Consider the following 25,360-nt stretch of genomic DNA (forward strand, 5'->3'; position numbering starts at 1 on the left):
CAGCCTCCAGCCTCCAAGCCTCTATGCGGGAGCCCCCATGCACATTCCCTCTGCCATCCAGCTGCACAAGGCCTCGCGCACCCTCACGCTGAAGTACGGCGAGCAGTCCTACGACCTCTCCGCCGAGTTTCTGCGCGTGCATTCGCCCTCGGCCGAGGTGCAGGGCCATGGCAACCCGGTGCTGCAGGTCGGCAAGCTGAACGTCGCCCTGGTCGGCCTGGAGCCGGCCGGGCAGTACGCGCTCAAGCTGACCTTCGACGACGGCCACGACAGCGGCCTGTACAGCTGGGACTACCTCTACCAGTTGTGCACCCGCAAGGACCAGCTGTGGGCCGAATACCTCGCCGAGCTGGCCGCCGCCGGCAAGTCCCGCGACCCCGACGAGTCGGTGGTCCGGCTGATGCTCTGAACCCACCTTTGCGCCGGTTTACCCGGCGCCGGCGCCTCGCCATCCTCCTGCCCCCGATCAGGGCACGTCATTTGCAACATTCGCCCTGCACACTGGAAACCGCGTGTTTCCTGTATTCGAGCTGCGGACGAGCGAGCGCTCTAGGGCGCGTTTTCTAATCTTTCGCGACATACTCGGGCGCAGGGAACCACGCTGCACCAGCTTGCGCGGCGGGGGAATCTCGGGTAACCAAGTCAGTGCAACGCCGTTGCAGACGCGGGCCCAGGACCCCAGCGATGCCGCCAAGTGTTGACATGCGTGGAGCCTGCTCCACGTTCCGCTAACCCGAGCAGTACTTGGCCCGTCACCTAGGTGCAGCCCCGCCAGTATTCGTCTCAGGACAATGGAGCGTCGCCGATGACCGAAAAGAAGAACAACGATCTGCCCCAGCAAGCCGCGGAAAACACCCTGAACCTCAACCCGGTGATAGGCATTCGCGGCAAGGATTTGTTGTCCACTGCCCGCATGGTGCTGCTGCAGGCTCTCCGGCAGCCCTTCCACAGCGTCAAGCACGTCGGCCATTTCGGCCTGGAGCTGAAGAATGTCCTGCTCGGTACCTCGGAGCTGCGCCCGGCCGACGACGACCGCCGCTTCAACGACCCGGCCTGGAGCCAGAACCCGCTGTACCGCCGCTACCTGCAGACCTACCTGGCCTGGCGCAAGGAGCTGCATCAGTGGATCGGCAACAGCGACCTGTCGCCCCAGGACATCAACCGCGGCCAGTTCGTCATCAACCTCATGACCGAAGCCATGGCGCCGACCAACACCCTGAGCAACCCGGCCGCGGTCAAACGCTTCTTCGAGACCGGCGGCAAGAGCCTGCTCGACGGCCTGAGCCACCTGGCCAAGGACCTGGTGAACAACGGCGGCATGCCCAGCCAGGTCAACATGGACGCCTTCGAGGTGGGCAAGAACCTGGCCCTGACCGAGGGCGCGGTGGTGTTCCGCAACGACGTGCTGGAGCTGATCCAGTACCGGCCGATCACCGAGAGCGTGCATGAACGCCCGCTGCTGGTGGTGCCGCCGCAGATCAACAAGTTCTACGTCTTCGACCTGTCGCCGGAGAAGAGCCTGGCGCGCTTCAGCCTGCGCAACCAGGTGCAGACCTTCATCGTCAGCTGGCGCAACCCGACCAAGGCCCAGCGCGAATGGGGCCTGACCACCTACATCGAGGCGCTCAAGGAAGCCATCGACGTGGTCCTGGCCATCACCGGCAGCAAGGACCTGAACATGCTCGGCGCCTGCTCCGGCGGCATCACCACCGTCACCCTGCTCGGCCACTACGCGGCCCTGGGCGAGGAGAAGGTGCACGCCTTCACCCAGATGGTCAGCGTGCTGGACTTCGAGCTGGACACCACCGTCGCCCTGTTCGCCGACGAGAAGACCCTCGAGGCCGCCAAGCGCCGCTCCTACCAGTCCGGCGTGCTGGAGGGCAAGGACATGGCCAAGGTGTTCGCCTGGATGCGCCCCAACGACCTGATCTGGAACTACTGGGTCAACAACTACCTGCTGGGCAACGAGCCGCCGGCCTTCGACATCCTGTTCTGGAACAACGACACCACGCGCCTGCCGGCCGCGCTGCACGGCGAGCTGGTGGAGATGTTCAAGAGCAACCCGCTGACGCGCCCCGGCGCCCTGGAAGTGGGCGGCACGCCCATCGACCTCAGGCAGGTCACCTGCGACTTCTACTGCGTGGCCGGCCTCAGCGACCACATCACCCCCTGGGAAGCCTGCTACCGCTCGGCGCGCCTGCTCGGCGGCAAGTGCGAGTTCATCCTTTCCAACAGCGGGCACATCCAGAGCATCCTCAACCCGCCAGGCAACCCCAAGGCCCGCTTCATGACCGGCCCGGACCTGTCCGTCGATCCGAAGACCTGGCAGGAAAACTCGAGCAAGCACGCCGACTCCTGGTGGCTGCACTGGCAACAGTGGCTGGCCGAGCGCGCGGGCAAGCTGAAAAAGGCGCCGACCGCCCTGGGCAACAAGGCCCACCCGGCTGGCGAAGCATCCCCCGGCACCTACGTACACGAACGATGAAGACAGAAAACCTACCCGACGCCACCGAGCAGCAGGACGCGCCGGCCCAGCCCGAGCCGGCGCCGCAGGCCACGCGCCAGCGCAAGGCGCGCCCCGCCGCCAAGGCGGCCGAGCCGCAGCAGCCGGCCGAGACGCGGGCGCGCGTGCTCGCTCCGCAGCCCTTCGTGTTCCGCACCATCGACCTCGACGGGCAGACCATCCGCACCGCCGTGCGCCCGGGCAAGGGGCACATGACGCCGCTGCTGATCTTCAACGGCATCGGCGCCAACCTGGAGCTGGTGTTCCCCTTCGTCGCCGCGCTGGACCCGGACCTGGAGGTGATCGCCTTCGACGTGCCCGGCGTCGGCGGCTCGTCCACGCCGAGCACGCCCTACCGCTTCCCCGGCCTGGCCAAGCTGGCCGCGCGCATGCTCGATTACCTCGACTACGGGCAGGTCACCGCCATCGGCGTGTCCTGGGGCGGGGCCCTGGCCCAGCAGTTCGCCCACGACTACCCCGAGCGCTGCAAGAAGCTGATCCTGGCGGCCACCGCCGCCGGGGCGGTGATGGTCCCGGGCAAGCCCAAGGTGCTCTGGCGCATGGCCAGCCCGCGGCGCTACATCCAGCCGTCCTATGGCGCGCACATCGCCCCGGACATCTACGGCGGGGCCTTCCGCCGCGATCCCCGGCTAGCCATGGCCTTCGCCGCCAAGGTGCGCTCCTCGGGCAAGCTGGGCTACTACTGGCAGCTGTTCGCCGGCCTGGGCTGGACCAGCATCCACTGGCTGCACCGCATCCAGCAGCCGACCCTGGTGCTGGCCGGCGACGACGACCCGATCATCCCGCTGGTGAACATGCGCCTGCTGGCCTGGCGCATCCCCAACGCGGAGCTGCACGTGATCGACGACGGCCACCTGTTCCTGGTGACCCGCGCCGAGACGGTGGCGCCGATCATCATGAAGTTCCTCGCCGAGGAACGGCAGCGCGCGGTCATGCACCCGCGCCCGTTCGCCCCCAAGGCCGGCTGACCCCCGGCCTCGATCATCGCCTCGTAACAGTGCACGTTCATCGTCGGTGACCGGCAGGCGCGCCGATTCGTGCCTATGCTTCAGCCCTTGCGTGCGTCAGGAATGCACCTGCGCCGATTCTGGTACGGGCCTTGCTGCGCCCGACTGACGACGGTTCTTTTCCCAGGGAGAGCTGCACATGCGAGAGAACTCCAGCACCGGCAGGCTGCCGGCCCCCGCCGACTTCATGAACGCCCAGAGCGCCATGGTCGGCCTGCGCGGCAAGGACATGCTGTCCACCCTGCGCCAGCTCGCCGTCCAGGGCGTGCGCCGGCCGCTGCACAGCGCCCGCCACCTGGCGGCCTTCGGCAAGCAGATGGGCCACGTGCTGCTGGGTGACTCGCCGTTGCAGCCCAACCCCCAGGACGCCCGCTTCCAGGACCCGTCCTGGCGCCTCAACCCCTTCTACCGGCGCACCCTGCAGGCCTACCTGGCCTGGCAGCAGCAACTGCTGGCGTGGATCGACGAGAGCGACCTGGACGGTGACGACCGCGCCCGCGCGCGCTTCCTGCTGTCGCTGTTCGCCGACGCCATGGCGCCGACCAACAGCCTGATCAACCCGCTGGCGGTGAAGGAGCTGTTCAACACCGGCGGGCAGAGCCTGCTCAAGGGCGGCCGCCACCTGCTCGACGACCTGCTGCACAACGGCGGCATGCCCAGCCAGGTCAACAAGCACGCCTTCGAGGTCGGCCGCAACCTGGCCACCACCCCGGGCGCCGTGGTGTTCCGCAGCGAGATGCTCGAACTCATCCAGTACAAGCCCCTGGGCGAGCACCTGCACGCCAAGCCGCTGCTGATCGTCCCGCCGCAGATCAACAAGTACTACATCTTCGACCTGAGCCCGGAAAAGAGCTTCGTCCAGTACGCCCTGAAGAACAACCTGCAGCTGTTCATGGTCAGCTGGCGCAACCCCGATGCGCGCCACCGCGAGTGGGGCCTGTCGACCTACGTGAAGGCCCTGGACGAAGCCATCGAGGTGGTCCGCTCGATCAGCGGCAGCCGCAGCGTCAACCTGATGGGCGCCTGCTCCGGCGGCCTGACCATCGCCGCGCTGCAGGGCCACCTGCAGGCGCGCCGGCAACTGCGCAAAATCAGCAGCGCCACCTACCTGGTGAGCCTGCTGGACAGCCAGGTGGAGACTCCGGCGGCGCTGTTCGCCGACGAGCAGACGCTGGAAAGCACCAAGCGCCGCTCCTACCAGCACGGCGTGCTGGAGGGCAAGGACATGGCCAAGGTGTTCGCCTGGATGCGCCCCAACGACCTGGTGTGGAACTACTGGGTCAACAACTACCTGCTGGGCAAGCTGCCGCCGGCCTTCGACATCCTCTACTGGAACAACGACAACACCCGCCTGCCGGCGGCGCTGCACGGCGATTTCCTCGACTTCTTCAAGCACAACCCGCTGGCCCGCCCCGGCGCCATGGAAATCTGCGGCACGCCCATCGACCTGAAGAAGGTGGCGGTGGACAACTTCCACGTCGCCGGCATCACCGACCACATCACCCCCTGGGACGCGGTCTACCGCTCGGCCCTGCTGCTGGGTGGCGACAGCCGCTTCATGCTGTCCAACAGCGGGCACATCCAGAGCATCCTCAACCCGCCGGGCAACCCCAAGGCCTGCTACTTCGAGAACGGCAAGCTCGCCTCCGACCCGCGCGCCTGGTACTACGACACCCAGCGCCAGGAAGGCAGCTGGTGGCCGGTGTGGCTGGCGTGGATCCAGGAACGCTCGGGCGAACGCCGGCCGGTGAGCTTCGAACTGGGCAACGCCGAGCACCCGCCGATGGAAGCGGCGCCGGGGACTTACGTGCACGAGCGGTGAACAGCCGTTGTGCGTCCTGATACGACACCCCGTAGGATGGGTGGAGCGAAGCGATACCCATCGCCGTGACCGCATGGGTTTCGCAAGCTCAACCCATCCTACGAAAGGCACTTCGGTGCAGCCGGGATGCTCTTCGTAGGAGCGAGCTTGCTCGCGAACGAGCCCCGCAGCGGAGTGTGTTCGCGAGCAAGCTCGCTCCTACGAGAAGCCGTACCCGCCCGTACGATAGGAGCGGACTCTGTCCGCGATAGCCGGATCTCCCACGAAAAACCCACCCCCTCACGCTTTCGAGGGACTGGCCGGCGCGCCCCGCCCCGGCTATCGTCGAACCTCCCGAGGCCAGAACCAGCACACGGATGAAAACCCGCGACCGCATCCTCGAATGCGCCCTGCTGTTGTTCAACGAGCAGGGCGAACCCAACGTCTCCACCCTGGAGATCGCCACCGAGCTGGGCATCAGCCCCGGCAACCTGTATTACCACTTCCACGGCAAGGAGCCGCTGGTGCTGGCCCTGTTCGCCCGCTTCGAGGAAGAGCTGCAGCCGCTGCTCGACCCGCCCGCCGACGCGCGCCTGGGGGCCGAGGACTACTGGCTGTTCCTGCACCTGATCGTCGAGCGCCTGGCGCACTACCGCTTCCTCTTCCAGGACCTCTCCAACCTGGCCGGGCGCCTGCCCAAGCTGGCCCGCGGCATGCGCAGCTGGCTCAACGCGCTCAAGCGCACCCTGGCCGCCCTGCTCGCCCGGCTCAAGGCCGACGGCGAGCTGACCAGCGACACCGACGCCCTCGGCCAACTGGTGGAGCAGATCACCCTGACCCTGCTGTTCTCCCTGGACTACCAGCGCATCCTCGGCCGCGAAGGCGAGATACGCCTGGTGGTCTACCAGGTGATGATGCTGGTGGCGCCGCACCTGCGCGGCGACTCGCGGCTCACAGCCGAGCGCCTGGCGCAGCGCTACCTGAACGCCTGAGGCGCAGCCGAAATGAAGACGCCCGGCACGAGGCCGGGCGTCGGGTACCACGGGTAACGCGTCAGGCCTGGGTCGGCGGCGTGGCCGGAGCCGCTACCGGAGCGACCGGAGCTGCCGCAGCCGGCGCCGGGGTGGCCGCCGGAGCCGGAGCCGCGGCCGGCGTGGCCGCTGCAGCAGGCTTGGCCGCCTTGGGCGCTGCGGGCTTCTTCACCGCCGGCTTCTTCGCCGCAGCCGGCTTGGCAGCCGGTTTCGCAGCAGCCGGTTTCGCCGCAGGCTTGGTGGCAGCCGGTTTGGCGGCCGGCTTCGCAGCCGGTTTCGCCGCGGCCTTCGCAGCAGCAGGCTTGGCGGCCGGCTTGGCTGCAGGCTTCGCCGCTGCCTTGGCCGCAGCCGGTTTGGCCGCCGGCTTCGCAGCCGGTTTCGCAGCAGCCTTGGCAACGGGCTTGGCCGCCGCGGTCTTGGCGGCCGGCTTGGCGGCGGGCTTCGCTGCAGCCTTGGCCGCAGGTTTCGCAGCGGCCTTGGCGGCGGGCTTGGCCACCGACTTGACGCTGACGCCGGTGAGTTTCTCGATCTGCTTGGTCAGGGTCTCGACCTTCGCATGCAGGTCCTTCACCTCGTTGCGGCTCGGCACGCCCAGGCGCGAGATGGCGCTGTTCAGGCGCTTGTCGAACGCCTCTTCCAGCTCACCCCACTTGCCCAGGGCGCGGTCCTTCACCTCGTCGACCTTGGAACGCGCCGAACGGGCGGTGGACTTCACCGCGCCGACGGATTTATCGACTTCGGTCCGGGCCTGCTTCTCGGCCTTTTCGCCATCCTTGACCAGGGTCTCGAACAGCTTGCTGCCGTCCTTGCTGACCTTCGAGTAGGCCCCCAGACCAGCCAACCAGATTTGCCGCGAGTATTTCTCGATCTCGCCGACCCAACTGGACTCTTTTTTATCGGTAGTTTTCTTGCCAGCCATCCCGCTCTCCTCAATGAGTTTTCGCGACACGCTCGAGCACCGCGCTCAGCTCATCAAGCTTAGCAGAGAGCGCCTCGACATCCTGCCGCGACGGAATGCCCATGCGGTTCAGCGCGGAGGCCACGCGGCTGTCGAAAGCCTTCTCGACCTTGTCCAGCTGCACCTCGAACTTGTCCTTCACCAGCGAGACGCTGCTCTTGACGCTGTCGTTGGCCGATTCGACCTGCTCGGTCACCAGCTGGCGGCCCTTGGTTTCCAGGCCTTCGCCTTCCTTCACCAGCGACTTGAAGTACTCGGTGCCTTCGGCGCCGACGCGCGCATAGGCGCCCAGGCCGGCCAGCCAGATCTGGCGGGCGTAGTGCTTGACGTCGGTGATCAGGGACGACTCGCTGACGGCTTTCTCGACTTTCTTCTTGCTGGCGACCTTGGCCATGATGGTTTCCTCACACTGTTCTCGGGGGTCCGTAGAGGCCCGCAGCGTTGCGAGCTTGAGTGCAAGGTATCGGGGAAAATTAGAAAACACATACCAGCCGGTAGACCTGCCGAACCGCTTTTCGTAGGAGCGAGCTTGCTCGCGAACCCTTCGGTTCCCATTTCAAACCCGTCATCCCCGCGAACGCGGGGAACCAGAGGCTCTGGGCTCCCGCGTTCGCGGGAGTGACGTCTGCGATTTTCGGCGCGGGCGAGGGTTCGCGAGCAAGCTCGCTCCTACAAAGTGCGGGTGCGGCCCGGTCAGGCCAGCGCCTTGTCCAGCGCGCGCTCGATCTCGCCCTTGAGCATCCCGCCCATGGCCGACAGCAGCAGGCCCAGCTTGACCTCCACCGCCACGCGGTCCTCGCCCACCTCGATGCGTCCGTCCACGCCGCTGCGCTTGAAGGCCAGCACGTCACCCTGCCACTCGTAGCTCACGCCATGCTCGCGGGCGAGCTTCTCGGCCAGCTTCTGGGCCTTCTCGCGGGCGGCTTCGCGGCCGAGGCAATGGGGACGTTCGACGTGGATGCGGGACATGGGCGACTCCGGAATGACAGACCGGTGGATGATACGCCGCACGACGTTTCGCCGCACCCCGCGCCCCGGGGCGGCGTTTTTCCCACATCCTGTTAGAATGCCCGCCACTGACTTCCAGGGTAGAAACGCCATGAGCGAGCCGCGCAAACCCGCCGGGGACCAGGGCCCCGCCGACCCCACCACGCACTTCGGCTACAAGACCGTGCGCGAGAGCGAGAAGGCCGAGAAGGTCGCCGAGGTGTTCCATTCGGTCGCCGCCAAGTACGACCTGATGAACGACCTGATGTCCGGTGGCATCCACCGCCTGTGGAAGCGCTTCACCATCGAGCTGTCCGGCGTGCGCGCCGGCAACCGCGTGCTCGACATCGCCGGCGGCACCGGCGACCTGACCCGCCAGTTCTCGCGCCTGGTCGGCCCCACCGGCGAGGTGGTGCTGGCGGACATCAACGCCTCCATGCTCAAGGTCGGCCGCGACAAGCTGCTGGACAGCGGCGTGGCCGGCAACGTCAGCTTCGTCCAGGCCGATGCCGAGAAGCTGCCCTTCCCGGACAACCACTTCGACTGCGTGAGCATCGCCTTCGGCCTGCGCAACGTCACCCACAAGGACGCGGCCATCCGCTCCATGCTGCGGGTGCTCAAGCCGGGCGGGCGCCTGCTGGTGCTGGAATTCTCCAAGCCCACCAGCAGCCTGCTGTCCAAGGCCTACGACGCCTACTCCTTCACCCTGCTGCCGCTGATGGGCAAGCTGGTCACCAACGACGCCGAGAGCTACCGCTACCTGGCCGAGTCGATCCGCATGCACCCGGACCAGGAAACCCTGAAGTCGATGATGGTCGAGGCCGGTTTCGACCGCGTCACCTACCACAACATGACCGGCGGCGTGGTCGCCCTGCACCGCGGCATCAAGCCCTGAAATGGCGCTCCTGACCCAGGCGCTGCTGGCCAGCGCCGAAGCCGGCGTGAACCGCGTGCTGCGCCTGGACGGCGTGGCCCTGCAGCGTCTCGCCCGGCTCGCCGGGCGGGTCCTGGAAGTGGACTGCCAGGCGCCGCCGCTGCGCCTGTTCATCCTCCCCGACGCCGATGGCCTGCACCTGGCCGCGCACCACGAGACCGCGGTCGACTGCACCCTGCGCGCCCCGGCCGGGCGCCTGCTGCAGCTGGCCCTGGCCGCCGACAAGACCAGCGTGCTGCACAGCCCGGAAGTGGAAATGGGCGGCGATAGCGCCCTGCTCCTGGAGCTGGCCGACATCCTCCAGAGCCTGGAGCTGGACTGGGAATACGAAGTGCAGCGCTGGCTCGGCCCGCTGCCCGCGCAACTGCTCGGCAGCCGCCTGCGCGGCGGCGCGCGCTGGGCCGGCGACAGCCTGGAAAGCCTGCGCCTGAGCCTGGCCGACTACCTCGCCGAGGAAAGCCGCACCCTGGTCGGGCGCAACGAGGCCGAAGCGCGCTTCGCCGAACTCGACCAGTTGAAGATCGCCCTCGATCGCCTCGACGCGCGCCTGGCGCGCCTGTCCAAGAAGCTGAAACCCGACGCATGAAGCTGCTCGCCTTCCGCCGCCTGCTGCGCATCCAGAGCGTGGTGATCCGCTACCGCCTCGACGATCTCATTCTCGAACTGCCGATGCTGCCCTGGTACCTGCGCCTGCTCGGCGGCCTGCTGCCCTGGCGCTGGCTGCCGCGGCGCAAGCTGGAGCTGAGCCGCGGCGAGCGCATCCGCCTGGCCCTGGAAGGCCTGGGGCCGATCTTCATCAAGTTCGGGCAGATCCTCTCCACCCGCCGCGACCTGCTGCCCGACGACATCGCCAATGAGCTGGCGCGCCTGCAGGACAAGGTCCCGCCGTTCCCGCCGGAAGCCTCGGTGGCGCTGATCGAGGAGCAGCTGGGGGCGAAGGTCGAGCAGGTCTTCGCCCGCTTCGAGCGCGAGCCGCTGGCCTCGGCCTCGGTGGCCCAGGTGCATGCCGCACAGCTGAAAAGCGGCGAGGAAGTGGTGGTCAAGGTGATCCGCCCGGGCCTCAAGCCCGTGATCCGCGCCGACATGTCCTGGCTGTTCATCCTCGCCCGCCTGGCCGAGCGCGTCTCCGCCGACGCCCGCCGCCTGCACCCGGTGGAGGTGGTCAGCGACTACGAGAAGACCATCTACGACGAACTCGACCTGCTGCGCGAGGCGGCCAACTCCAGCCAGCTGCGGCGCAACTTCGACGGTTCGCCGCTGCTCTACGTGCCCCAGGTGTACTGGGACTGGTGCCGGCCCAAGGTGCTGGTGATGGAGCGCATCTACGGCATCCCGGTCACCGACCTGGGCACCCTGCGCGACCAGCGTACCGACTTCAAGGCCCTGGCCGAGCGTGGCGTGGAAATCTTCTTCACCCAGGTGTTCCGCGACAGCTTCTTCCACGCCGACATGCACCCGGGCAACATCTTCGTCAGCACCCGCACGCCCTGGAGCCCGCAGTACATCGCGGTGGACTGCGGTATCGTCGGCAGCCTCACCGACGAGGACCAGGACTACCTGGCGCGCAACCTGATCGCCTTCTTCAAGCGCGACTACCGCAAGGTCGCCCAGTTGCACATCGACTCCGGCTGGGTGCCGGCGGAAACCCGCGTCAACGACTTCGAGGCGGCGATCCGCACGGTGTGCGAGCCGATCTTCGAGAAGCCGCTCAAGGACATCTCCTTCGGCCAGGTGCTGCTGCGCCTGTTCCAGACCGCGCGGCGCTTCAACATGGAAGTGCAGCCGCAACTGGTGCTGCTGCAGAAGACCCTGCTGAACATCGAGGGCCTGGGCCGCCAGCTCTACCCCGAGCTGGACCTGTGGAGCACCGCCCAGCCCTACCTGGAACGCTGGATGCGCGAGCGCATGAGCCCAGCCCAGCTGCTGCGCAACGCCCAGCAGCACGTCGAGCAGCTGCCGCACCTGGCGCAGATGACCCGCGACACCCTGGAGCGCCTGGCGCAGCCCCAGGAGCCGCAAGCGACCGGCGCCCAGCCCCTGGCCGGCGCCTGGGTGCCGCGACTGATCGGCGCAGTGCTGGTGGCCGGCGCCACCCAGATCGGCCTGGCCACCCACAGTATCGAGGCCTGGCCGGCCTGGGCCATGCTGGCCGGTGGTCTGTATCTGATTCTGCGCCGATAGCCAGTCGTCGCCACTGCTGGCACACTTGGTCGTTGATGAAACTGCCGCGGGGCGTGAGAACGCCCGCTGTACGGAAGCGAAGATGAAAGACTGGCTGGACGAAATTCACTGGAACGCCGACGGCCTGGTGCCGGCGATCGCCCAGGACCACAAGACGGGCCGCGTGCTGATGATGGCCTGGATGAACCGCGAATCCCTGGCCCTGACCGCCGCCGAGGGCCGCGCCATCTACTGGTCGCGCTCGCGCGGCAAGCTCTGGCGCAAGGGCGAGGAATCCGGCCACGTGCAGAAGCTGCACGAACTGCGCCTGGACTGCGACGCCGACGTCGTCATCCTGATGGTCGAGCAGGTCGGCGGCATCGCCTGCCACACCGGACGCGAAAGCTGCTTCTACCGGGTCTACCAGGACGGCGGCTGGAAGGTCGTCGACGCGGTGCTCAAGGACCCGCACGCCATCTACGACAAGCCGGGGCACAGCCATGAGTGACAACACCCTCGCGCGCCTGGCCGAGGTGCTGGAGGGGCGCAAGAACGCCGCCCCCGAAAGCTCCTACGTGGCCAGCCTGTACCACAAGGGACTGAACAAGATCCTGGAAAAGGTCGGAGAGGAATCGGTGGAAACCATCCTCGCCGCCAAGGACGCCGCGCAGAGCGGCGACTGCACGGACCTGATCTACGAAACCGCCGACCTCTGGTTCCATTCCCTGGTCATGCTCGCCGCCCTCGGCCAGCATCCCCAGGCGGTGCTGGACGAACTGGAGCGCCGTTTCGGCCTCTCCGGCCACGACGAGAAAGCCGCGCGCCAGCCGTCGGCCTGAACCCGATTACTTCGAGGAGAACAAGATGGGCATCTTTGACTGGAAACACTGGGTCGTCATCCTGATCGTGGTGGTGCTGGTGTTCGGCACCAAGCGCCTGAAGACCCTGGGCTCGGACGTCGGCGAGGCGGTCAAGGGCTTCCGCAAGGCGATGAACACCGAAGAGGAGGAGAAGCCCCAGCAGCAGCCGCCGGCCAACCCGCCGCTGAACCAGCCGCACACCATCGACGCCCAGGCGCAGAAGGTCGAAGAGCCGCAGCGCAAGGACTGATGGGAAGAACGCCATGTTCGGAATCAGCTTCAGCGAACTGCTGCTGGTGGGCCTGGTCGCCCTGCTGGTGCTCGGCCCCGAGCGCCTGCCCGGCGCCGCGCGCACCGCGGGCCTGTGGATCGGCCGGCTGAAACGCAGCTTCAACGCCATCAAGCAGGAAGTGGAGCGCGAGTTGGGCGCCGACGAGATCCGCCGGCAGCTGCACAACGAGCACATCCTGCAGATGGAGCGTGAAGCGCAGAAGCTGATGGCGCCGCTCACCGGCCAGCAGCCGCCGGCCGATAGCGCCGCGCAGGCCGAGCCCACGGCGCCGCCTGCGCCGCCGACCATCGCACCGAACAGCCGCCTGGCCAACATGCCCGGCGTCGGTATCCCGGCCGCACCCGAGGCACCCGCCGCGCCAGCAGCGCCCGAGGCCCCGGCCGCGCCGGCCGCCGCCCCTCCGTCCGAGACGCCGCGTACCCCATGAGCGACGAAAAACCCGAACAGCCCGAAAACGACCAGGAAATGCCGCTGGTCTCGCACCTGACCGAGCTGCGCACGCGCCTGCTGCGTTGCGTGGTGGCGATCTTCGTGATCTTCATCGGCCTGCTGTACTTCTCGCAGAAGATCTACGCCCTGGCCTCCGCGCCGCTGCGCCGCTTCCTCCCGGAAGGCGCGACCATGATCGCCATCGACCCGGCGTCGGCGTTCCTCGCGCCGCTGAAGCTGACCATGATCGTCGCCGTGCTGCTGGCCATGCCGGTGATCCTGGCGCAGATCTGGGGCTTCATCGCCCCCGGCCTGTACAAGCACGAGAAGCGCGTGGCCCTGCCGCTGCTGGCCTCCAGCGTGGTGCTGTTCTACACCGGCATGGCCTTCGCCTACTTCCTGGTGTTCCCGTTGATGTTCCACTTCTTCCTCGGCCAGGCCCCGGAAGGGGTGACGCCGATGACCGACATCAACAGCTACCTGGACTTCCTCACCCTGCTGTTCGCCTTCGGCGTGGCCTTCGAAATCCCCGTGGCTACGGTGCTGCTGGTGTGGATCGGGGTGGTCGACGTGGCCTACCTGAAGAAGATCCGCCCCTACGTCATCATCGGCTGCTTCGTGGTCGGCATGGTCCTCACCCCGCCGGACCCGATGTCGCAGACGCTGCTGGCCGTGCCCATGTGGATGCTGTTCGAGGCCGGGGTGCTGTTCAGTCGATTGATCCGCAAGCGCAACCGCGACGAGGATGCGCAACCCGAAGAGAAAGGCGACCAGCCGCCAGCGACGCGCCCGTGAACCTGCTGCTGCTCGACGACGCCGACTTCGTCGCGGCGGACCGCGTATTGCTGCGCGACCGCCGCCTCACCCACCTGCACGAAGTGCACCGCGCCGAAAGCGGCGACAGCCTGCGCGTCGGCCGCCTGGGCGGGCTGATGGGCGAAGGCCGCCTGCTGAGCCTTTCCCGCGACGAGGCGGAGCTGCAGGTGAGCTTCACCCAGGCGCCGCCGGCCAAGCTGCCGCTGACCCTGCTGCTGGCCCTGCCGCGGCCGAAGATGCTCCGCCGCGTGCTGCAGACCGTGGCCGCCATGGGCGTGCCGCGCCTGGTGCTGCTGAACAGCTACCGGGTGGAGAAGAGCTTCTGGCAGACGCCCTTCCTGGAACCCGCGGCCATCCGCGAACAGCTGGTCCTGGGCCTGGAGCAGGCCCGCGACACCGTGCTGCCGGAAGTGACCATCGAAAAGCGCTTCAAGCCCTTCGTCGAAGACCGCCTACCGGCTCTGGCCGCCGGCAGCCTGGGGCTGATCGGCCACCCCGGGCCCTGGCCGGACTGCCCGCGCGCGGTCGAGCAGGCCGTGACACTGGCCATCGGCCCCGAGGGCGGCTGGATTCCCTACGAGGTCGAGAAACTGCGCGAGGCCGGGCTGGCCCCGGTGCAACTGGGCGAGCGCATCCTGCGCGTGGAAACCGCGGTCACCGCCCTGCTGGCCCGACTGTTCTGACCCGCGGCGCCGCGGCAGTCCCCAACGGGGCTCTTCGGTCAGAAATTTACTAAAGAAATTTCAGATTCGTGTCGCCTCGCCGATATGACAGGCATTGGTCAATCGGCGGCCGCCCCCGCGGCAGCCGCAGCCCCATCGTCCCCTGGAGCGCCGCGTTCATGTCCCGCTGGTTCAGCAATCTCACGGTCAACTGGAAACTCGCCATCGGCTTCGGCCTGGTGCTGCTGCTCACCCTGCTCATCGCGCTGACCGGCGCGCTCAACCTGAACAGCCTGATATCCCGGGGCGACAAGATCGGCGAAATCTCCAAGCTGCTCGCCATGACCAAGGACCTGCGCACCACCCGCCTGAAATACCAGTCCAGCCGCACCGCGGAAGACGCCAAGCTGGTGGAACAGAGCATCAACGAGCTGGACCAGCAGCAACAGCGCGTCGGCCAGTTGCTCGTCGCCTCCTCGGACCTGGAGAAGGTCGAGCGGCAACGCCAGCTCACCAGCCAGTACCGCACCCTGTTCAAAGGCCTGCACAAGTCCTTCGACAGCCGCGACAGCGCGCGCAAGACACTGATCCGCAAGGCTTCGGTGGTCACCCAGGGGCTGGAACTGGTGGAGCAGCACCTGGTGGAGAGCGGCAGCGTCGACTCCCTCAAGGCCATCGCCGACGTCTCCGAGCTGGGCCGCCAGCTGATGGACGCCCGCTTCCAGGTGCTCAGCTACACCGCCAACGAAGACCCCAGCCTCGAACAGGGCGCGATCAGCGCCCTGGAGCAGGTCACCGCCACCGTGGAACAGCACGCCCAGGCCGCCGTGCCGGAGCAGCAGGCCAACTACCAGGCCGTGGTGAACGCCCTGCGCGACTACCGCAAGGCGCTGGACCGCTACCGCAACGAAGTCAACAACAGCCAGCAGGCGCGCAACCAGATGCGCGACAGCGGCCTGCTGATCGAGAAACTCAGCGCCGAACTGAGCGACGGCCAGACGGCCAAGCGCGATGAAGACGCCAGCCAGGCCAGGCAACTGCTGGCCCTGGCCTCGCTGCTGGTCCTGGTGCTGGGCGTGCTGGCGGCCTGGCTGATCACCCGGCAGATCGTCCTGCCGCTGCGCCAGTCGCTGGCCGCCGCCGCGCGCATCGCCGACGGCGACCTCAGCCAGGAACTGCGCGTCGAGCGCCGCGACGAGCTGGGTCAGTTGCAGGCCAGCATGCAGCGCATGAGCCAGTCGCTGCGCGAGCTGATCGGCCGCATCCACGACGGCGTCACCCAGATCGCCAGCGCCGCGGAGGAACTCTCGGCGGTCACCGAGCAGACCAGCGCCGGGGTGAACAACCAGAAGAGCGAGACCGACCAGGTGGCCACGGCCATGACCGAGATGGCCACCACCGTGCTGGAAGTGGCGCGCAACGCCGAGGAAGCCTCGGAAGCCGCCAGCGCCGCGGACCGCGAGGCCGGCGCCGGCGCCCAGGCGGTCAGCGAGGCGGTCGGGCAGATGGACCGCCTGGCCGGCGAGGTCGGCCGCTCCAACGAGGCGGTGCAGCAACTCAAGCGCGAGAGCGAGAAGATCGGCAGCGTGCTCGACGTGATCAAGGCGGTGGCCGAGCAGACCAACCTGCTGGCCCTCAACGCCGCCATCGAAGCGGCCCGCGCCGGCGACGCCGGGCGCGGCTTCGCCGTGGTCGCCGACGAGGTGCGCGCCCTGGCCCGGCGCACCCAGCAGTCCACCGAGGAGATCGAGGAACTGATCGCCGGCCTGCACAGCGGCACCCAGCAGGCCGTGCAGCGCATGGAGAGCAGCCGCGAACTCACCGACAACACCCTGGAACTGGCGCGCCGCGCCGGCGAGCGGCTGGAGGCCATCACCCGCACCGTCTCCGGCATCCAGTCGATGAACCAGCAGATCGCCGCCGCCGCCGAGCAACAGAGCGCGGTGGCCGAGGAGATCAACCGCAGCGTGCTCAGCGTGCGCGACATCTCCGAGCAGACCGCCGCCGCCAGCGAGGAAACCGCCGCCTCCAGCGTCGAGCTGGCGCGCCTGGGCACCGAGCTGCAGGGCCTGGTCGGCCGTTTCCGCCTCTGAGCCCTCCCCCTCCGGCCCGCCGTCCTGGCGGGCCTTTGCCGACGTACGAAAAATTACGAATTTGGCACTGAAGTTTCAGACAAAATCGCCGATAAGCTTTGACGCACACAGATGCGTCCCGAAAAAGTCCCTCGCCTGCACGACAAGAAGAACGACAAAACAGCCTGCATTTCCGGCTTCGGGCCCGTCCCGCGGCCTCGTCTGCCTGGAGTATTCGACATGTACGATTGGCTGGTCCTTCAGCTCGGCCGCATGAACGTCAGCCTCAAGCTCACCGTGGGCTTCGGCATCTGCCTGCTGCTGACCCTGCTGGTGTTGCTCGTCGGCATCCAGGGCCTGAACGAACAGGGCGCCTACAGCGAACGCCTGACGCACATCGGCCAGCTCGACGGCGGCGCCCGCCAGGCGGAACTGGCGCGCCTGCGCTACCAGCTCGAAGGCAGCGCGGAGCAGGCCCAGCGCCTGCGTTCGGTACTGGGCGAGCTGCAGGCCGGCAGCGAACGCCTGGCCCGCGACGGCTTCGCCGGGCCCCGTCTCGACGCCTTGCGCCAGGCCCTTGCCGACTACGCCCAGGCCGCCGACGACCTGCTGCGCGCCGACGCACAACAGCGCAGCCAGGCCAACTCCGGCCTCGACAGCCGTGCCGAAGCCCTGTTCCGCGCCAGCGGCGCCCTGTTCGAAGAAGGGCTGCAGCAGCGCGACGCGGCGGCCAGCCAGGCGCAATGGCACCAGGCGCTGACCGCCCTGTTCGCGCTGCTCTTCGGCGCCCTCTCGGTGTGGGCGATCAACCGCCAGATCGTCCGCCCGCTGCACGAATCCCTCGAATTGGCCGAACACATCGCCCAGGGCGATCTGTCCCGCGACCTGGGCGGCGACCTGCACCTGCAGCGCCGCGACGAGCTGGGCCAGCTGCAACGCACCATGCTGCGCATGCGCGACAGCCTGGGCGAGCTGATCGGCCACATCGGCGGCAGCGTCGGTCAGTTGGCCACCGCCGCCGACGAGCTGTCGGCGGTCACCGAGCAGACCCGCGCCGGCGTCGACAGCCAGCGCCTGGAAACCGAGCAGGTGGCCAGCGCCATCGAGGAAATGGCCGCCACCGTGCAGGAAGTGGCGCGCAACGCCGAGCAGGCCTCCGGCACCGCCCGCCAGGCCGACGCCCAGGCCCGCGACGGCGAGCAGGTGGTCGGCCAGGCCATCGCCCGCATCGACCAGCTGGCCGCCGAGGTGGAACGCTCCACCCAGGCCATGGCGCGCCTGCGCGGCGACAGCGGGAAGATCGGCAGCGTGCTCGACGTGATCAAGTCGGTGGCTGAGCAGACCAACCTGCTGGCCCTCAACGCCGCCATCGAAGCGGCCCGCGCCGGCGAGGCCGGGCGCGGCTTCGCGGTGGTCGCCGACGAAGTGCGCGCGCTGGCCCAGCGCACCCAGCAGTCCACCGCCGAGATCGAGGCGCTGATCGCCGCCCTGCAGCGCGGCGCCGAGGACGCCGCGCAATGCATGGACGACAGCCGCGAGCTGACCGGCGACTCGGTCGAGCTGACGCGCCGCGCCGGCGACGCGCTGGCCGCCATCGCCCGCAGCGTGGCACAGATCCAGGACATGAACCTGCAGATCGCCTCCGCCGCCGAACAGCAGAGCAGCGTCGCCGCCGAGATCAGCCGCAGCGTCGGCCAGGTCCGCGACATCGCCGAGCAATCGGCCGCCGCCAGCCAGCAGACCGCCGCCTCGAGCAACGAACTGGCGCGCCTGGGCAGCGACCTGCAGGGCCAGGTCGGGCGCTTCCGCCTGTAACAGGATTGCAGCGGACAGGAAGGCCGCGCATGGGATAGGCTGGGCTCTCGCCCAACCGGAGAGTGACCATGCGCCCGCTGACCATCGACCTCGACGAACTCGCCGTCGCCCTCGACACCAGCGACATAGAGCACTACCTGGACCTGGGCAGCGGCCAGGTGGTGCCGCTGCTGAGCGACTCCCCCGACCCGGACCTGCTGCTCCTGCTGGAGCAGGACCCGGAGCGCCTGCTGCCGATCGAGCCGCTGAGCAGCCGCGAATCCCTGGAACTGATGCGCGACTTCCTCCGCGAGGTCGGCGAACCCCACGCCTATGCCGCCATGGCCTCGGCCCTGGAAGGCCGCAAGCCGTTCAAGGCCTTCCGCCACGTGCTCATGGGCTACCCGGACCTGCTCCAGGCCTGGTACGACTACCAGTCTGAACGCCTGCGCGAATGCGCCCTGGACTGGCTGGCCGACCACGACATCCGCCCGGCCGGGCAAGGCGCCGCGTTGTAGGGCGTACAACCGTTCGCGGTTGTACGCCAACCGTGCAGGGACGCTCTTCGTAGGATGGGTTGAGCTTGCGATACCCATCGGACCATGGCGATGGGTATCGCTCCGCTCAACCCATCCTACGATGTCGACGCAACCCCACCCGTGCCATTCCCCCGTAGGAGCGGACCTTGTCCGCGATGGCCGGACGTCCCGGCGCGATTCGCGGATGAGATCCGCTCCTACGCAACCCTACCCACGCCATTCCCCTGTAGGAGCGCGCCCTGCGCGCGATTCGCGGGCAGGGCCCGCTCCTACAATTCCCGGGAGGCACGATCGTAGGAGCGGACCTTGTCCGCGATAGCCGGACGTCCCGGCGTGATTCGCGGATGAGATCCGCTCCTACGCGACCCCACCCGTGCCACCCCCTGTAGGAGCGGACTCCGTCCGCGATGGGCCGATCCCATGCACGAAAATCGCGGATAAATCCGCTCCTACGAAAATCGCCGGACTCCACAAACGAAAACGCCGCCCCGAGGGGCGGCGTTTCCGTGGGCCAGGGCCTCAGCCCTTGGGCTGTGGCTGCGACTGCTTCTGCGCGGTGCTTTCCTGCCAGCCGCCGCCGAGCGCCTTGTACAGGTTCACCTCGCTGGTGAGCTGGTTCAGGCGGTCGGTGATCAGTTGCTGCTGGGCGCTGAACAGCGAGCGCTGGGCGTCGAGCAGGGTCAGGTAGTTGTCCACGCCGGTGCGGTAGCGCTTCTCGGCCAGGCGGTAGTAGTCCTCGCTGGCCTTGACCAGGGCGCGCTGGGCGGTCAGCTGCTCGCCGTAGGTGCCCCGTGCGGCCAGGCCGTCGGCGACTTCCGAGAAGGCGGTCTGGATGGCCTTCTCGTACTGCGCGACGTAGATGTTCTTCTGCACCTTGGCCAGGTCCAGGCTGGCCTTCAGGCTGCCGGCGTTGAAGATCGGCAGGCTGATGGACGGCTTGAACAGCCAGGTGCCGGAACCCGCGTCGAACAGGCCGGACAGGTCCGGGCTCAGGCTGCCGGCGTTGGCGGTCAGGCTGATGCTCGGGAAGAAGGCCGCGCGCGCCGCGCCTATGTTGGCGTTGGCCGCCTTGAGCTGGTGCTCGGCTTCCAGCACGTCCGGGCGCCGCTGCAGCAGGTCCGAGGGCAGGCCCGCCGGCACCTGGGCCAGCACCTGCTGCTCCAGGTCCATGCCTTGCGGCAGGTCGGCCGGCACGCCGGAACCCAGCAGCAGGGTCAGGGCGTTCTGGTCCTGGGCCACCAGGCGGGTGTACTGCGCCAGGGTCGCCCGCGCGCTTTCCACCGAGGTCTGCGCCTGGCGCAGGTCCAGGGCCGAGGCGACGCCGACCTCGTTGCTGCGCTTGGTCAGGTCGTAGGTCTTCTGGTAGGTGGCCAGGGTGTCGCGGGTCAACTGCAGCTGGGCCTGGTCGGCGCGCAGCGTCAGGTAGGCGTTGGCGACGTTGGCCACCAGCGCGGTCTGGGTGCTGCGGCGCGCCTCTTCGGTCGCCAGGTATTGCTCGAGGGCCTCATCGCGCAGGCTGCGCAGGCGGCCGAACAGGTCCACTTCCCAGGCGGTGACGCCCAGGGTGGCGCCGTACTGGCTGCTGATCATGTCGTTGCCGGTGGTCGACACCCGCTCCGGCAGGCGCTGGCGCGAACCGCTCACGTCGGCGCTCACCGCTGGGAACAGCTCGGCACGCTGGATGCGGTACTGCGCCTGGTAGGCCTCGACGTTCAGCGCGGCGACGCGCAGGTCGCGGTTGTTGTCCAGGGCCACTTCGACCAGGCGGCGCAACTGCGGGTCGCTGAAGAAGCGCTGCCAGTCGAGGTCCGCGGCGGCGGTCGCGCCGCCGCCCTGGGCGCCGGCATAGGCCGGGCCCTGGGGGTAGGCCTGGGCTACCGGCGCCTCGGGGCGCTGGTAGTCCGGGATCAGCGAACAGCCGGACAGCGCGGCGGTCGCCAGGGCCAGGCTGAGTAAGGACTTTCTCATATCAATGCCCCTTCTCGGTGGACGCCTGTTCCTTGGACGCCTTGTCCTTGAACAGGGTGCTGACCACCACGTAGAACAACGGCACCCAGAAGATCGCCAGCACGGTCGCGGTGACCATGCCGCCGATCACGCCGGTACCAATGGCGTGCTGGCTGCCGGAGCCGGCGCCGCTGGAAATCGCCAGCGGCACCACGCCGAGGATGAACGCCAGCGAGGTCATGACGATCGGGCGCAGACGCATGCGGCAGGCCTCGATGGCCGCGTCGACGATGTGCTTGCCCTCGCGCTCGTGCAGTTCCTTGGCGAACTCCACGATGAGGATGGCGTTCTTCGCCGACAGGCCGATGGTGGTGAGCAGGCCGACCTTGAAGAACACGTCGTTGGACAGCCCGCGCATCGAGGTGGCCAGCAGCGCACCGATGATCCCCAGGGGCACCACCAGCATCACCGAGAACGGGATCGACCAGCTCTCGTACAGCGCCGCCAGGCAGAGGAACACCACGATGGCCGAGAGCACGAACAGCGAGGTGGTCTGCGAGCCGGCCAGGCGTTCCTCGTAGGACAGGCCGGTCCAGGAGTAGCCGACGCCCTTGGGCAGTTGCTGGACGATCTCTTCCACCGCCGCCATGGCCTCGCCGGTACTGCGGCCCGGGGCCGGCTCACCGAGGATTTCCATGGCCGGCACGCCGTTGTAGCGCGCCAGCTTCGGCGAGCCGTAGGCCCACTTGCCGGTGGCGAAGGCGGTGAAGGGCACCATCTCGCCGCTGCTGTTGCGCACGTACCACTTGGCCAGGTCTTCCGGGCTCATGCGCGCACCGGGCTCGCCCTGGGCGTACACCTTCTTCACCCGACCGCGGTCGATGAAGTCGTTGATGTACTTCGAACCCCAGGCGATGGAGATGGTGTTGTTGATGTCCGCCAGCGAAACGCCCAGCGCACTGGCCTTCTCGTCGTCGATCAGCAGTTGGTACTGCGGCTCGTCGTTCAGGCCGTTGGGGCGCACGCGCTGCAGCACGAGGTTCTGCGCGGCGAGCTGGAGGAACTGGTTGCGCGCCTGCATCAGCGCCTCGTGGCCGACGCCCGCCTGGTCCTGCAGGTAGATGTCGAAACCGGTGGCGTTGCCCAGCTCCAGCACCGCCGGCGGGGCGAAGGCGAAGACCATCGCATCCTTGATACTGAAGAAGTAGTGCTGGGCACGCTCGGCCACGGCGAACACGCTGTTCTCCGAGCCGGGGCGCTCTTCCCAGGGCTTCATCATGATGAAGGCCATGCCCGAGCTCTGGCCGCGGCCGGCGAAGTTGAAGCCGGTCACGGTGAACACCGAGCTGACCGCCTGGCCTTCCTTGTCCAGCAGGTACTCGCGCATGTGGTCGACCACCTTCTGCGTGCGCTCGGCGGTGGAACCCGGCGGCGTCTGCACCTGGGCGAAGAGCACGCCCTGGTCCTCGTCGGGGAGGAAGGAGGTGGGGATGCGGGTGAACAGCCAGGCCATGCCGATGACGATGACCACGTACAGCAGCAGGTACGGCGAGCGGTGCTTGAGGATCGAGGTCACGCCACGCTCGTAGCCGTGGGTGGTGTCGATGAACTTGCGGTTGAACCAGCCGAAGAAGCCGCGCTTGTGCTCGCCGTGGTCGCCCTTCTCGATGGGCTTGAGCATGGTGGCGCACAGCGCCGGGGTGAGGATCAGCGCCACCAGCACCGACAGGGCCATGGCCGAGACGATGGTGATGGAGAACTGCCGGTAGATCACCCCGGTGGAGCCGCCGAAGAAGGCCATCGGCAGGAACACCGCCGAGAGCACCATGGCGATGCCCACCAGCGCGCCCTGGATCTGGCCCATGGACTTGCGCGCCGCTTCCTTGGGCGGCAGGCCTTCATCGGCCATCACCCGCTCGACGTTCTCCACCACCACGATGGCGTCGTCCACCAGGAGGCCGATGGCCAGCACCATGCCGAACATGGTCAGGGTGTTGATCGAGAAGCCGAACGCCGCCAGCACGCCGAAGGTGCCCAGCAGCACCACCGGCACGGCGATGGTCGGGATCAGGGTGGCACGGAAGTTCTGCAGGAACAGGTACATCACCAGGAACACGAGGAGGATCGCCTCGCCGAGGGTCTTGACCACTTCATGGATGGAAGCGGAGACCACCGGGGTGGTGTCGTACGGGTAGACCACCTTCATGCCCTCGGGCATGAACTCCTGCAGGCGGCCGATGGTGGCGCGGATCGCCTTGGCGGTGTCCAGCGCGTTGGCGCCGGTGGCCAGCTTGATGGCGATACCCGAGGCCGGCTTGCCGTTGAACTGCGCGTTGATGCTGTAGTCCTGGCCGCCGAGCGCCACCCGGGCGACGTCCTTCAGGCGCACCTGGGAGCCGTCGGTGTTGACCTTGAGCAGGATGTCGCCGAACTGCTCGGCGGTCTGCAGGCGCGTCTTGCCGATGATGGTCGCGTTGAGCTGCTGCCCCGGCAAGGCGGGCAGGCCGCCCAGCTGGCCGGAGGAGATCTGCACGTTCTGCGCCTGCACCGCGGTGACGATGTCGTTGGGCGTCAGCTGGTAGCTGTTGAGCTTGGCCGGGTCCAGCCAGATGCGCATGGCGTACTGCGAACCGAACACCTGGAAGTCGCCCACGCCCGCGGTCCGCGACAGCGGGTCCTGGATGTTGGAGACGATGTAGTTCGACAGGTCTTCCTTGGTCATGCTGCCGTCTTCGGAGACGATGCCGACGACCATCAGGAAGTTCTTCACCGCCTTGGTCACGCGGATGCCCTGCTGCTGCACTTCCTGCGGCAACAGCGGCGTGGCCAGCTGCAGCTTGTTCTGCACCTGGACCTGGGCGATGTCCGGGCTGGTGCCCTGATCGAAGGTCACGGTGATGGTCATGCTGCCGTCGGAGTTGCTCTCCGAGGAGATGTAGCGCAGATGGTCGAGACCGTTCATCTGCTGCTCGATCACCTGGACCACCGTATCCTGCACGGTTTCCGCGGAAGCGCCCGGGTAGCTGACCTGGATGGCGATCGCCGGCGGGGCGATGGCCGGGTACTGGTTCACCGGCAGCGAGAGGATCGACAACCCGCCCGCCAGCATGATCACCAGGGCTATAACCCAGGCGAAGATAGGCCGGTCAATGAAAAACTTCGACATTGCGAAACCCCTTGGTTAACCCTGGCTGTCCGAGGCGGCGGGCTTGCCGGCCTCAGGCGCGGGGGCGACGTTCTTCGCCGGCACGGCCTTGGCCTTGGCGCCGGGCTGGACGTACTGCAGGCCTTCGGTGATCAGGCGGTCGCCGGGCTTCAGGCCCTCGGTGACCAGCCAGTAGGCCCCCACGGTGCGGTCGGTCTTGATGTTGCGCAGCTCGACCTTGTCGTCGGCGCCCAGCACCAGGGCGGTGGGCTGGCCACGCAGGTCGCGGGTCACGCCCTGCTGGGGCGCGAGGATGGCCTTGTCCTTCACCCCTTCCTGCAGCACGGCATGCACGAACATGCCCGGCAGCAATTCATGCTTGGGGTTGGGGAACACCGCACGGACGGTCACCGAGCCGGTGCCCTGGTCCACCGAGACCTCGGAGAACTCCAGCTTGCCTTCCAGCGGATAGGCCGAACCGTCCTCGAGGAACAGCTTGACCTTGGCCGCGTTGTCGCCGGCCTTCTGCAGGTTGCCGGCGGCCAGCTCGCGGCGCAGGCGCAGCAGCGAGGTGGAGGGCTGGGTGACGTCGACGTAGATGGGGTCGAGCTGCTGCACGGTGGCCATGGCGGTGGCCTGGCCGTTGGTCACCAGCGCGCCCTCGGTCACCGCCGAACGGCCGATGCGCCCGGAGATGGGCGACAGCACCTTGGTGTAGCGCAGGTTGATCTGCGCCTGGTCGACGGAGGCCTTGGCCTGCAGCGCGGCGGCCTGGGCATCGGCGTACTGCTGCTTGCTCACCGCCTCGTCGGCCACCAGCAGCTTGTAGCGCTCGGCCTGCTGCTGGGTGGACATCAGGTTGGCCTTGGCGCTCTGGTAGGTGGCTTCGTAGGTGGCCGGGTCGATCTGGTACAGCTGCTGGCCTTCCTTGACGTCGCTGCCTTCCTTGAACAGGCGCTTGAGAATGATGCCGTTGACCTGCGGCCGCACTTCGGCCACCCGGAACGCCGTGGTGCGGCCGGGCAGCTCGGTGCTCAGCGGCACCGTCTGGGCCTGCAGGGTCACCACACCGACCTCGGGGGTCTGCGCCTGCTGCGGGGCCTCGTTCTTGCCGCAACCGGCAAGGGTAGCCATGGCGACGAGCAGGGCCGGAACCAGGGCGCGCTTGGCTGGCGTTCGTTGCATATCGTTGTCCTCGTAAGCGAAAGCATCCGGCACCACGGCGGCAGCCGGGCCGGAAAGGCTGGCAAAATACTTACATTCAGGTTTGTTTGTAAACGACCGAAAGCCTTGTCGGTAACCAACTGAAACGTTTTAGCCCATGGCGGGTGCTTCAGACGATTCCCGTTCGGCGTGAGCGGCTTGTCATAAAGTTGATAGCGTCAACTAAAATAAGGAAAAT

At 67.8% G+C, this 25,360-nt stretch carries 23 protein-coding genes and 1 pseudogene; 18 read left to right on the plus strand and 6 right to left on the minus strand.

All coding sequences use genetic code 11. The features are described from left to right. Positions 1-37: 37 nt before the first annotated feature. From BM060_RS25145 to BM060_RS25165, 5 genes are all read left to right on the plus strand, one after another. Positions 38-409, plus strand: a complete 372-nt coding sequence (locus BM060_RS25145; protein ID WP_074984191.1) for a gamma-butyrobetaine hydroxylase family protein — start codon at positions 38-40, stop codon at positions 407-409. Positions 410-805: 396 nt separating this feature from the next. Continuing rightward, positions 806-2,485, plus strand: coding sequence for a class II poly(R)-hydroxyalkanoic acid synthase (gene phaC / locus BM060_RS25150; protein WP_074984194.1), 1,680 nt, complete (start codon positions 806-808; stop codon positions 2,483-2,485). Further along, complete coding sequence (phaZ, locus tag BM060_RS25155) at positions 2,482-3,492, plus strand: poly(3-hydroxyalkanoate) depolymerase (protein WP_245322974.1); 1,011 nt, start codon at positions 2,482-2,484, stop codon at positions 3,490-3,492. The genes phaC (BM060_RS25150) and phaZ overlap by 4 nt, the downstream gene beginning before the upstream one ends. A gap of 178 nt (positions 3,493-3,670) precedes the next feature. Beyond that, complete coding sequence (gene phaC / locus BM060_RS25160) at positions 3,671-5,353, plus strand: class II poly(R)-hydroxyalkanoic acid synthase (RefSeq protein WP_074984197.1); 1,683 nt, start codon at positions 3,671-3,673, stop codon at positions 5,351-5,353. Positions 5,354-5,709: 356 nt separating this feature from the next. After that, entirely contained in the window at positions 5,710-6,324 is a 615-nt protein-coding gene (locus BM060_RS25165) for a TetR/AcrR family transcriptional regulator (protein ID WP_074984199.1), read from the plus strand. A gap of 61 nt (positions 6,325-6,385) precedes the next feature. Here the strand turns inward: BM060_RS25165 and BM060_RS25170 are convergent, their stop codons facing one another. The 3 genes from BM060_RS25170 to BM060_RS25180 all read right to left on the minus strand — a co-directional run bounded on the left by BM060_RS25170 (position 6,386) and on the right by BM060_RS25180 (position 8,290). Continuing rightward, complete coding sequence (locus BM060_RS25170; protein WP_074984201.1) at positions 6,386-7,282, minus strand: phasin family protein; 897 nt, start codon at positions 7,280-7,282, stop codon at positions 6,386-6,388. Positions 7,283-7,292: 10 nt separating this feature from the next. After that, positions 7,293-7,715, minus strand: coding sequence for a phasin family protein (locus BM060_RS25175; RefSeq protein ID WP_074984204.1), 423 nt, complete (start codon positions 7,713-7,715; stop codon positions 7,293-7,295). Positions 7,716-8,014: 299 nt separating this feature from the next. After that, on the minus strand, positions 8,015-8,290 hold the full coding sequence (locus BM060_RS25180) for a polyhydroxyalkanoic acid system family protein (protein WP_074984207.1): 276 nt from the start codon (positions 8,288-8,290) through the stop codon (positions 8,015-8,017). Positions 8,291-8,420: 130 nt separating this feature from the next. Between BM060_RS25180 and ubiE the strand changes: the two genes are divergently transcribed. The 13 genes and pseudogenes from ubiE to BM060_RS25240 all read left to right on the plus strand — a co-directional run bounded on the left by ubiE (position 8,421) and on the right by BM060_RS25240 (position 18,845). Beyond that, positions 8,421-9,203, plus strand: coding sequence for a bifunctional demethylmenaquinone methyltransferase/2-methoxy-6-polyprenyl-1,4-benzoquinol methylase UbiE (gene ubiE, locus BM060_RS25185; RefSeq protein ID WP_043269451.1), 783 nt, complete (start codon positions 8,421-8,423; stop codon positions 9,201-9,203). A gap of 1 nt (position 9,204) precedes the next feature. Then, positions 9,205-9,828, plus strand: a complete 624-nt coding sequence (locus tag BM060_RS25190; protein WP_074984209.1) for a ubiquinone biosynthesis accessory factor UbiJ — start codon at positions 9,205-9,207, stop codon at positions 9,826-9,828. Further along, positions 9,825-11,423: a ubiquinone biosynthesis regulatory protein kinase UbiB gene (gene ubiB / locus BM060_RS25195; protein ID WP_074984212.1), complete on the plus strand. Its 1,599-nt coding sequence runs from the start codon at positions 9,825-9,827 to the stop codon at positions 11,421-11,423. The genes BM060_RS25190 and ubiB overlap by 4 nt, the downstream gene beginning before the upstream one ends. Positions 11,424-11,505: 82 nt before the next feature. After that, positions 11,506-11,910 (plus strand): phosphoribosyl-AMP cyclohydrolase, encoded by a 405-nt coding sequence (gene hisI, locus BM060_RS25200; protein ID WP_009615405.1) that lies wholly within the window; start codon positions 11,506-11,508, stop codon positions 11,908-11,910. Then, positions 11,903-12,241, plus strand: coding sequence for a phosphoribosyl-ATP diphosphatase (locus BM060_RS25205; RefSeq protein WP_009615404.1), 339 nt, complete (start codon positions 11,903-11,905; stop codon positions 12,239-12,241). The genes hisI and BM060_RS25205 overlap by 8 nt, the downstream gene beginning before the upstream one ends. 25 nt (positions 12,242-12,266) lie before the next feature. Then, positions 12,267-12,512: a twin-arginine translocase TatA/TatE family subunit gene (locus BM060_RS25210; protein WP_043319122.1), complete on the plus strand. Its 246-nt coding sequence runs from the start codon at positions 12,267-12,269 to the stop codon at positions 12,510-12,512. Between the two features lie 13 nt (positions 12,513-12,525). Beyond that, on the plus strand, positions 12,526-12,981 hold the full coding sequence (gene tatB, locus BM060_RS25215) for a Sec-independent protein translocase protein TatB (RefSeq protein WP_043269458.1): 456 nt from the start codon (positions 12,526-12,528) through the stop codon (positions 12,979-12,981). Next, positions 12,978-13,778, plus strand: a complete 801-nt coding sequence (gene tatC / locus BM060_RS25220; protein WP_074984215.1) for a twin-arginine translocase subunit TatC — start codon at positions 12,978-12,980, stop codon at positions 13,776-13,778. Before tatB ends, tatC begins: the two co-directional genes overlap by 4 nt. Next, on the plus strand, positions 13,775-14,482 hold the full coding sequence (locus tag BM060_RS25225; RefSeq protein ID WP_074984218.1) for a 16S rRNA (uracil(1498)-N(3))-methyltransferase: 708 nt from the start codon (positions 13,775-13,777) through the stop codon (positions 14,480-14,482). Before tatC ends, BM060_RS25225 begins: the two co-directional genes overlap by 4 nt. Before the next feature lie 320 nt (positions 14,483-14,802). Beyond that, positions 14,803-15,699: pseudogene (locus tag BM060_RS33770) on the plus strand (methyl-accepting chemotaxis protein); the annotation flags it as partial. Further along, positions 15,691-16,554 (plus strand): methyl-accepting chemotaxis protein, encoded by an 864-nt coding sequence (locus tag BM060_RS33775; protein WP_371857773.1) that lies wholly within the window; start codon positions 15,691-15,693, stop codon positions 16,552-16,554. The pseudogene BM060_RS33770 and the gene BM060_RS33775, both read left to right, overlap by 9 nt. A 219-nt stretch (positions 16,555-16,773) precedes the next feature. Continuing rightward, positions 16,774-18,348 (plus strand): methyl-accepting chemotaxis protein, encoded by a 1,575-nt coding sequence (locus tag BM060_RS25235; RefSeq protein WP_074984222.1) that lies wholly within the window; start codon positions 16,774-16,776, stop codon positions 18,346-18,348. A gap of 68 nt (positions 18,349-18,416) precedes the next feature. Then, complete coding sequence (locus BM060_RS25240) at positions 18,417-18,845, plus strand: UPF0158 family protein (RefSeq protein WP_074984225.1); 429 nt, start codon at positions 18,417-18,419, stop codon at positions 18,843-18,845. Between the two features lie 540 nt (positions 18,846-19,385). Here BM060_RS25240 and BM060_RS25245 read toward each other — a convergent pair. Genes BM060_RS25245 through mexA form a run of 3 tightly spaced genes read right to left on the minus strand, consistent with a single transcriptional unit; the run spans position 19,386 to position 25,143 of the window. Continuing rightward, on the minus strand, positions 19,386-20,834 hold the full coding sequence (locus BM060_RS25245) for an AdeC/AdeK/OprM family multidrug efflux complex outer membrane factor (RefSeq protein ID WP_074984228.1): 1,449 nt from the start codon (positions 20,832-20,834) through the stop codon (positions 19,386-19,388). A gap of 1 nt (position 20,835) precedes the next feature. Next, a complete protein-coding gene (locus BM060_RS25250) occupies positions 20,836-23,979 on the minus strand; it encodes an efflux RND transporter permease subunit (protein ID WP_074984230.1) in 3,144 nt (1,047 codons plus the stop codon). A gap of 15 nt (positions 23,980-23,994) precedes the next feature. Beyond that, complete coding sequence (mexA, locus tag BM060_RS25255; protein WP_074984233.1) at positions 23,995-25,143, minus strand: multidrug efflux RND transporter periplasmic adaptor subunit MexA; 1,149 nt, start codon at positions 25,141-25,143, stop codon at positions 23,995-23,997. Positions 25,144-25,360: the final 217 nt, after the last annotated feature.

Source organism: Pseudomonas citronellolis (genome assembly GCF_900112375.1).
Classification (GTDB): Bacteria; Pseudomonadota; Gammaproteobacteria; order Pseudomonadales; family Pseudomonadaceae; genus Pseudomonas; species Pseudomonas citronellolis.

Coding starts and splice junctions, on each gene's coding strand:
- BM060_RS25170 (WP_074984201.1), bottom strand. CDS start 7,282: ATGGCTGGCAAGAAAACTACCGATAAAAAAGAGTCCAGTTGGGTCGGC.
- phaC (WP_074984194.1), top strand. CDS start 806: ATGACCGAAAAGAAGAACAACGATCTGCCCCAGCAAGCCGCGGAAAAC.
- ubiE (WP_043269451.1), top strand. CDS start 8,421: ATGAGCGAGCCGCGCAAACCCGCCGGGGACCAGGGCCCCGCCGACCCC.
- BM060_RS25235 (WP_074984222.1), top strand. CDS start 16,774: ATGTACGATTGGCTGGTCCTTCAGCTCGGCCGCATGAACGTCAGCCTC.
- BM060_RS25165 (WP_074984199.1), top strand. CDS start 5,710: ATGAAAACCCGCGACCGCATCCTCGAATGCGCCCTGCTGTTGTTCAAC.
- ubiB (WP_074984212.1), top strand. CDS start 9,825: ATGAAGCTGCTCGCCTTCCGCCGCCTGCTGCGCATCCAGAGCGTGGTG.
- BM060_RS25205 (WP_009615404.1), top strand. CDS start 11,903: ATGAGTGACAACACCCTCGCGCGCCTGGCCGAGGTGCTGGAGGGGCGC.
- tatB (WP_043269458.1), top strand. CDS start 12,526: ATGTTCGGAATCAGCTTCAGCGAACTGCTGCTGGTGGGCCTGGTCGCC.
- phaZ (WP_245322974.1), top strand. CDS start 2,482: ATGAAGACAGAAAACCTACCCGACGCCACCGAGCAGCAGGACGCGCCG.
- BM060_RS25245 (WP_074984228.1), bottom strand. CDS start 20,834: ATGAGAAAGTCCTTACTCAGCCTGGCCCTGGCGACCGCCGCGCTGTCC.
- BM060_RS25250 (WP_074984230.1), bottom strand. CDS start 23,979: ATGTCGAAGTTTTTCATTGACCGGCCTATCTTCGCCTGGGTTATAGCC.
- BM060_RS33775 (WP_371857773.1), top strand. CDS start 15,691: ATGAGCCAGTCGCTGCGCGAGCTGATCGGCCGCATCCACGACGGCGTC.
- tatC (WP_074984215.1), top strand. CDS start 12,978: ATGAGCGACGAAAAACCCGAACAGCCCGAAAACGACCAGGAAATGCCG.
- BM060_RS25190 (WP_074984209.1), top strand. CDS start 9,205: ATGGCGCTCCTGACCCAGGCGCTGCTGGCCAGCGCCGAAGCCGGCGTG.
- hisI (WP_009615405.1), top strand. CDS start 11,506: ATGAAAGACTGGCTGGACGAAATTCACTGGAACGCCGACGGCCTGGTG.
- BM060_RS25240 (WP_074984225.1), top strand. CDS start 18,417: ATGCGCCCGCTGACCATCGACCTCGACGAACTCGCCGTCGCCCTCGAC.
- BM060_RS25145 (WP_074984191.1), top strand. CDS start 38: ATGCACATTCCCTCTGCCATCCAGCTGCACAAGGCCTCGCGCACCCTC.
- BM060_RS25210 (WP_043319122.1), top strand. CDS start 12,267: ATGGGCATCTTTGACTGGAAACACTGGGTCGTCATCCTGATCGTGGTG.
- mexA (WP_074984233.1), bottom strand. CDS start 25,143: ATGCAACGAACGCCAGCCAAGCGCGCCCTGGTTCCGGCCCTGCTCGTC.
- BM060_RS25180 (WP_074984207.1), bottom strand. CDS start 8,290: ATGTCCCGCATCCACGTCGAACGTCCCCATTGCCTCGGCCGCGAAGCC.
- BM060_RS25175 (WP_074984204.1), bottom strand. CDS start 7,715: ATGGCCAAGGTCGCCAGCAAGAAGAAAGTCGAGAAAGCCGTCAGCGAG.
- phaC (WP_074984197.1), top strand. CDS start 3,671: ATGCGAGAGAACTCCAGCACCGGCAGGCTGCCGGCCCCCGCCGACTTC.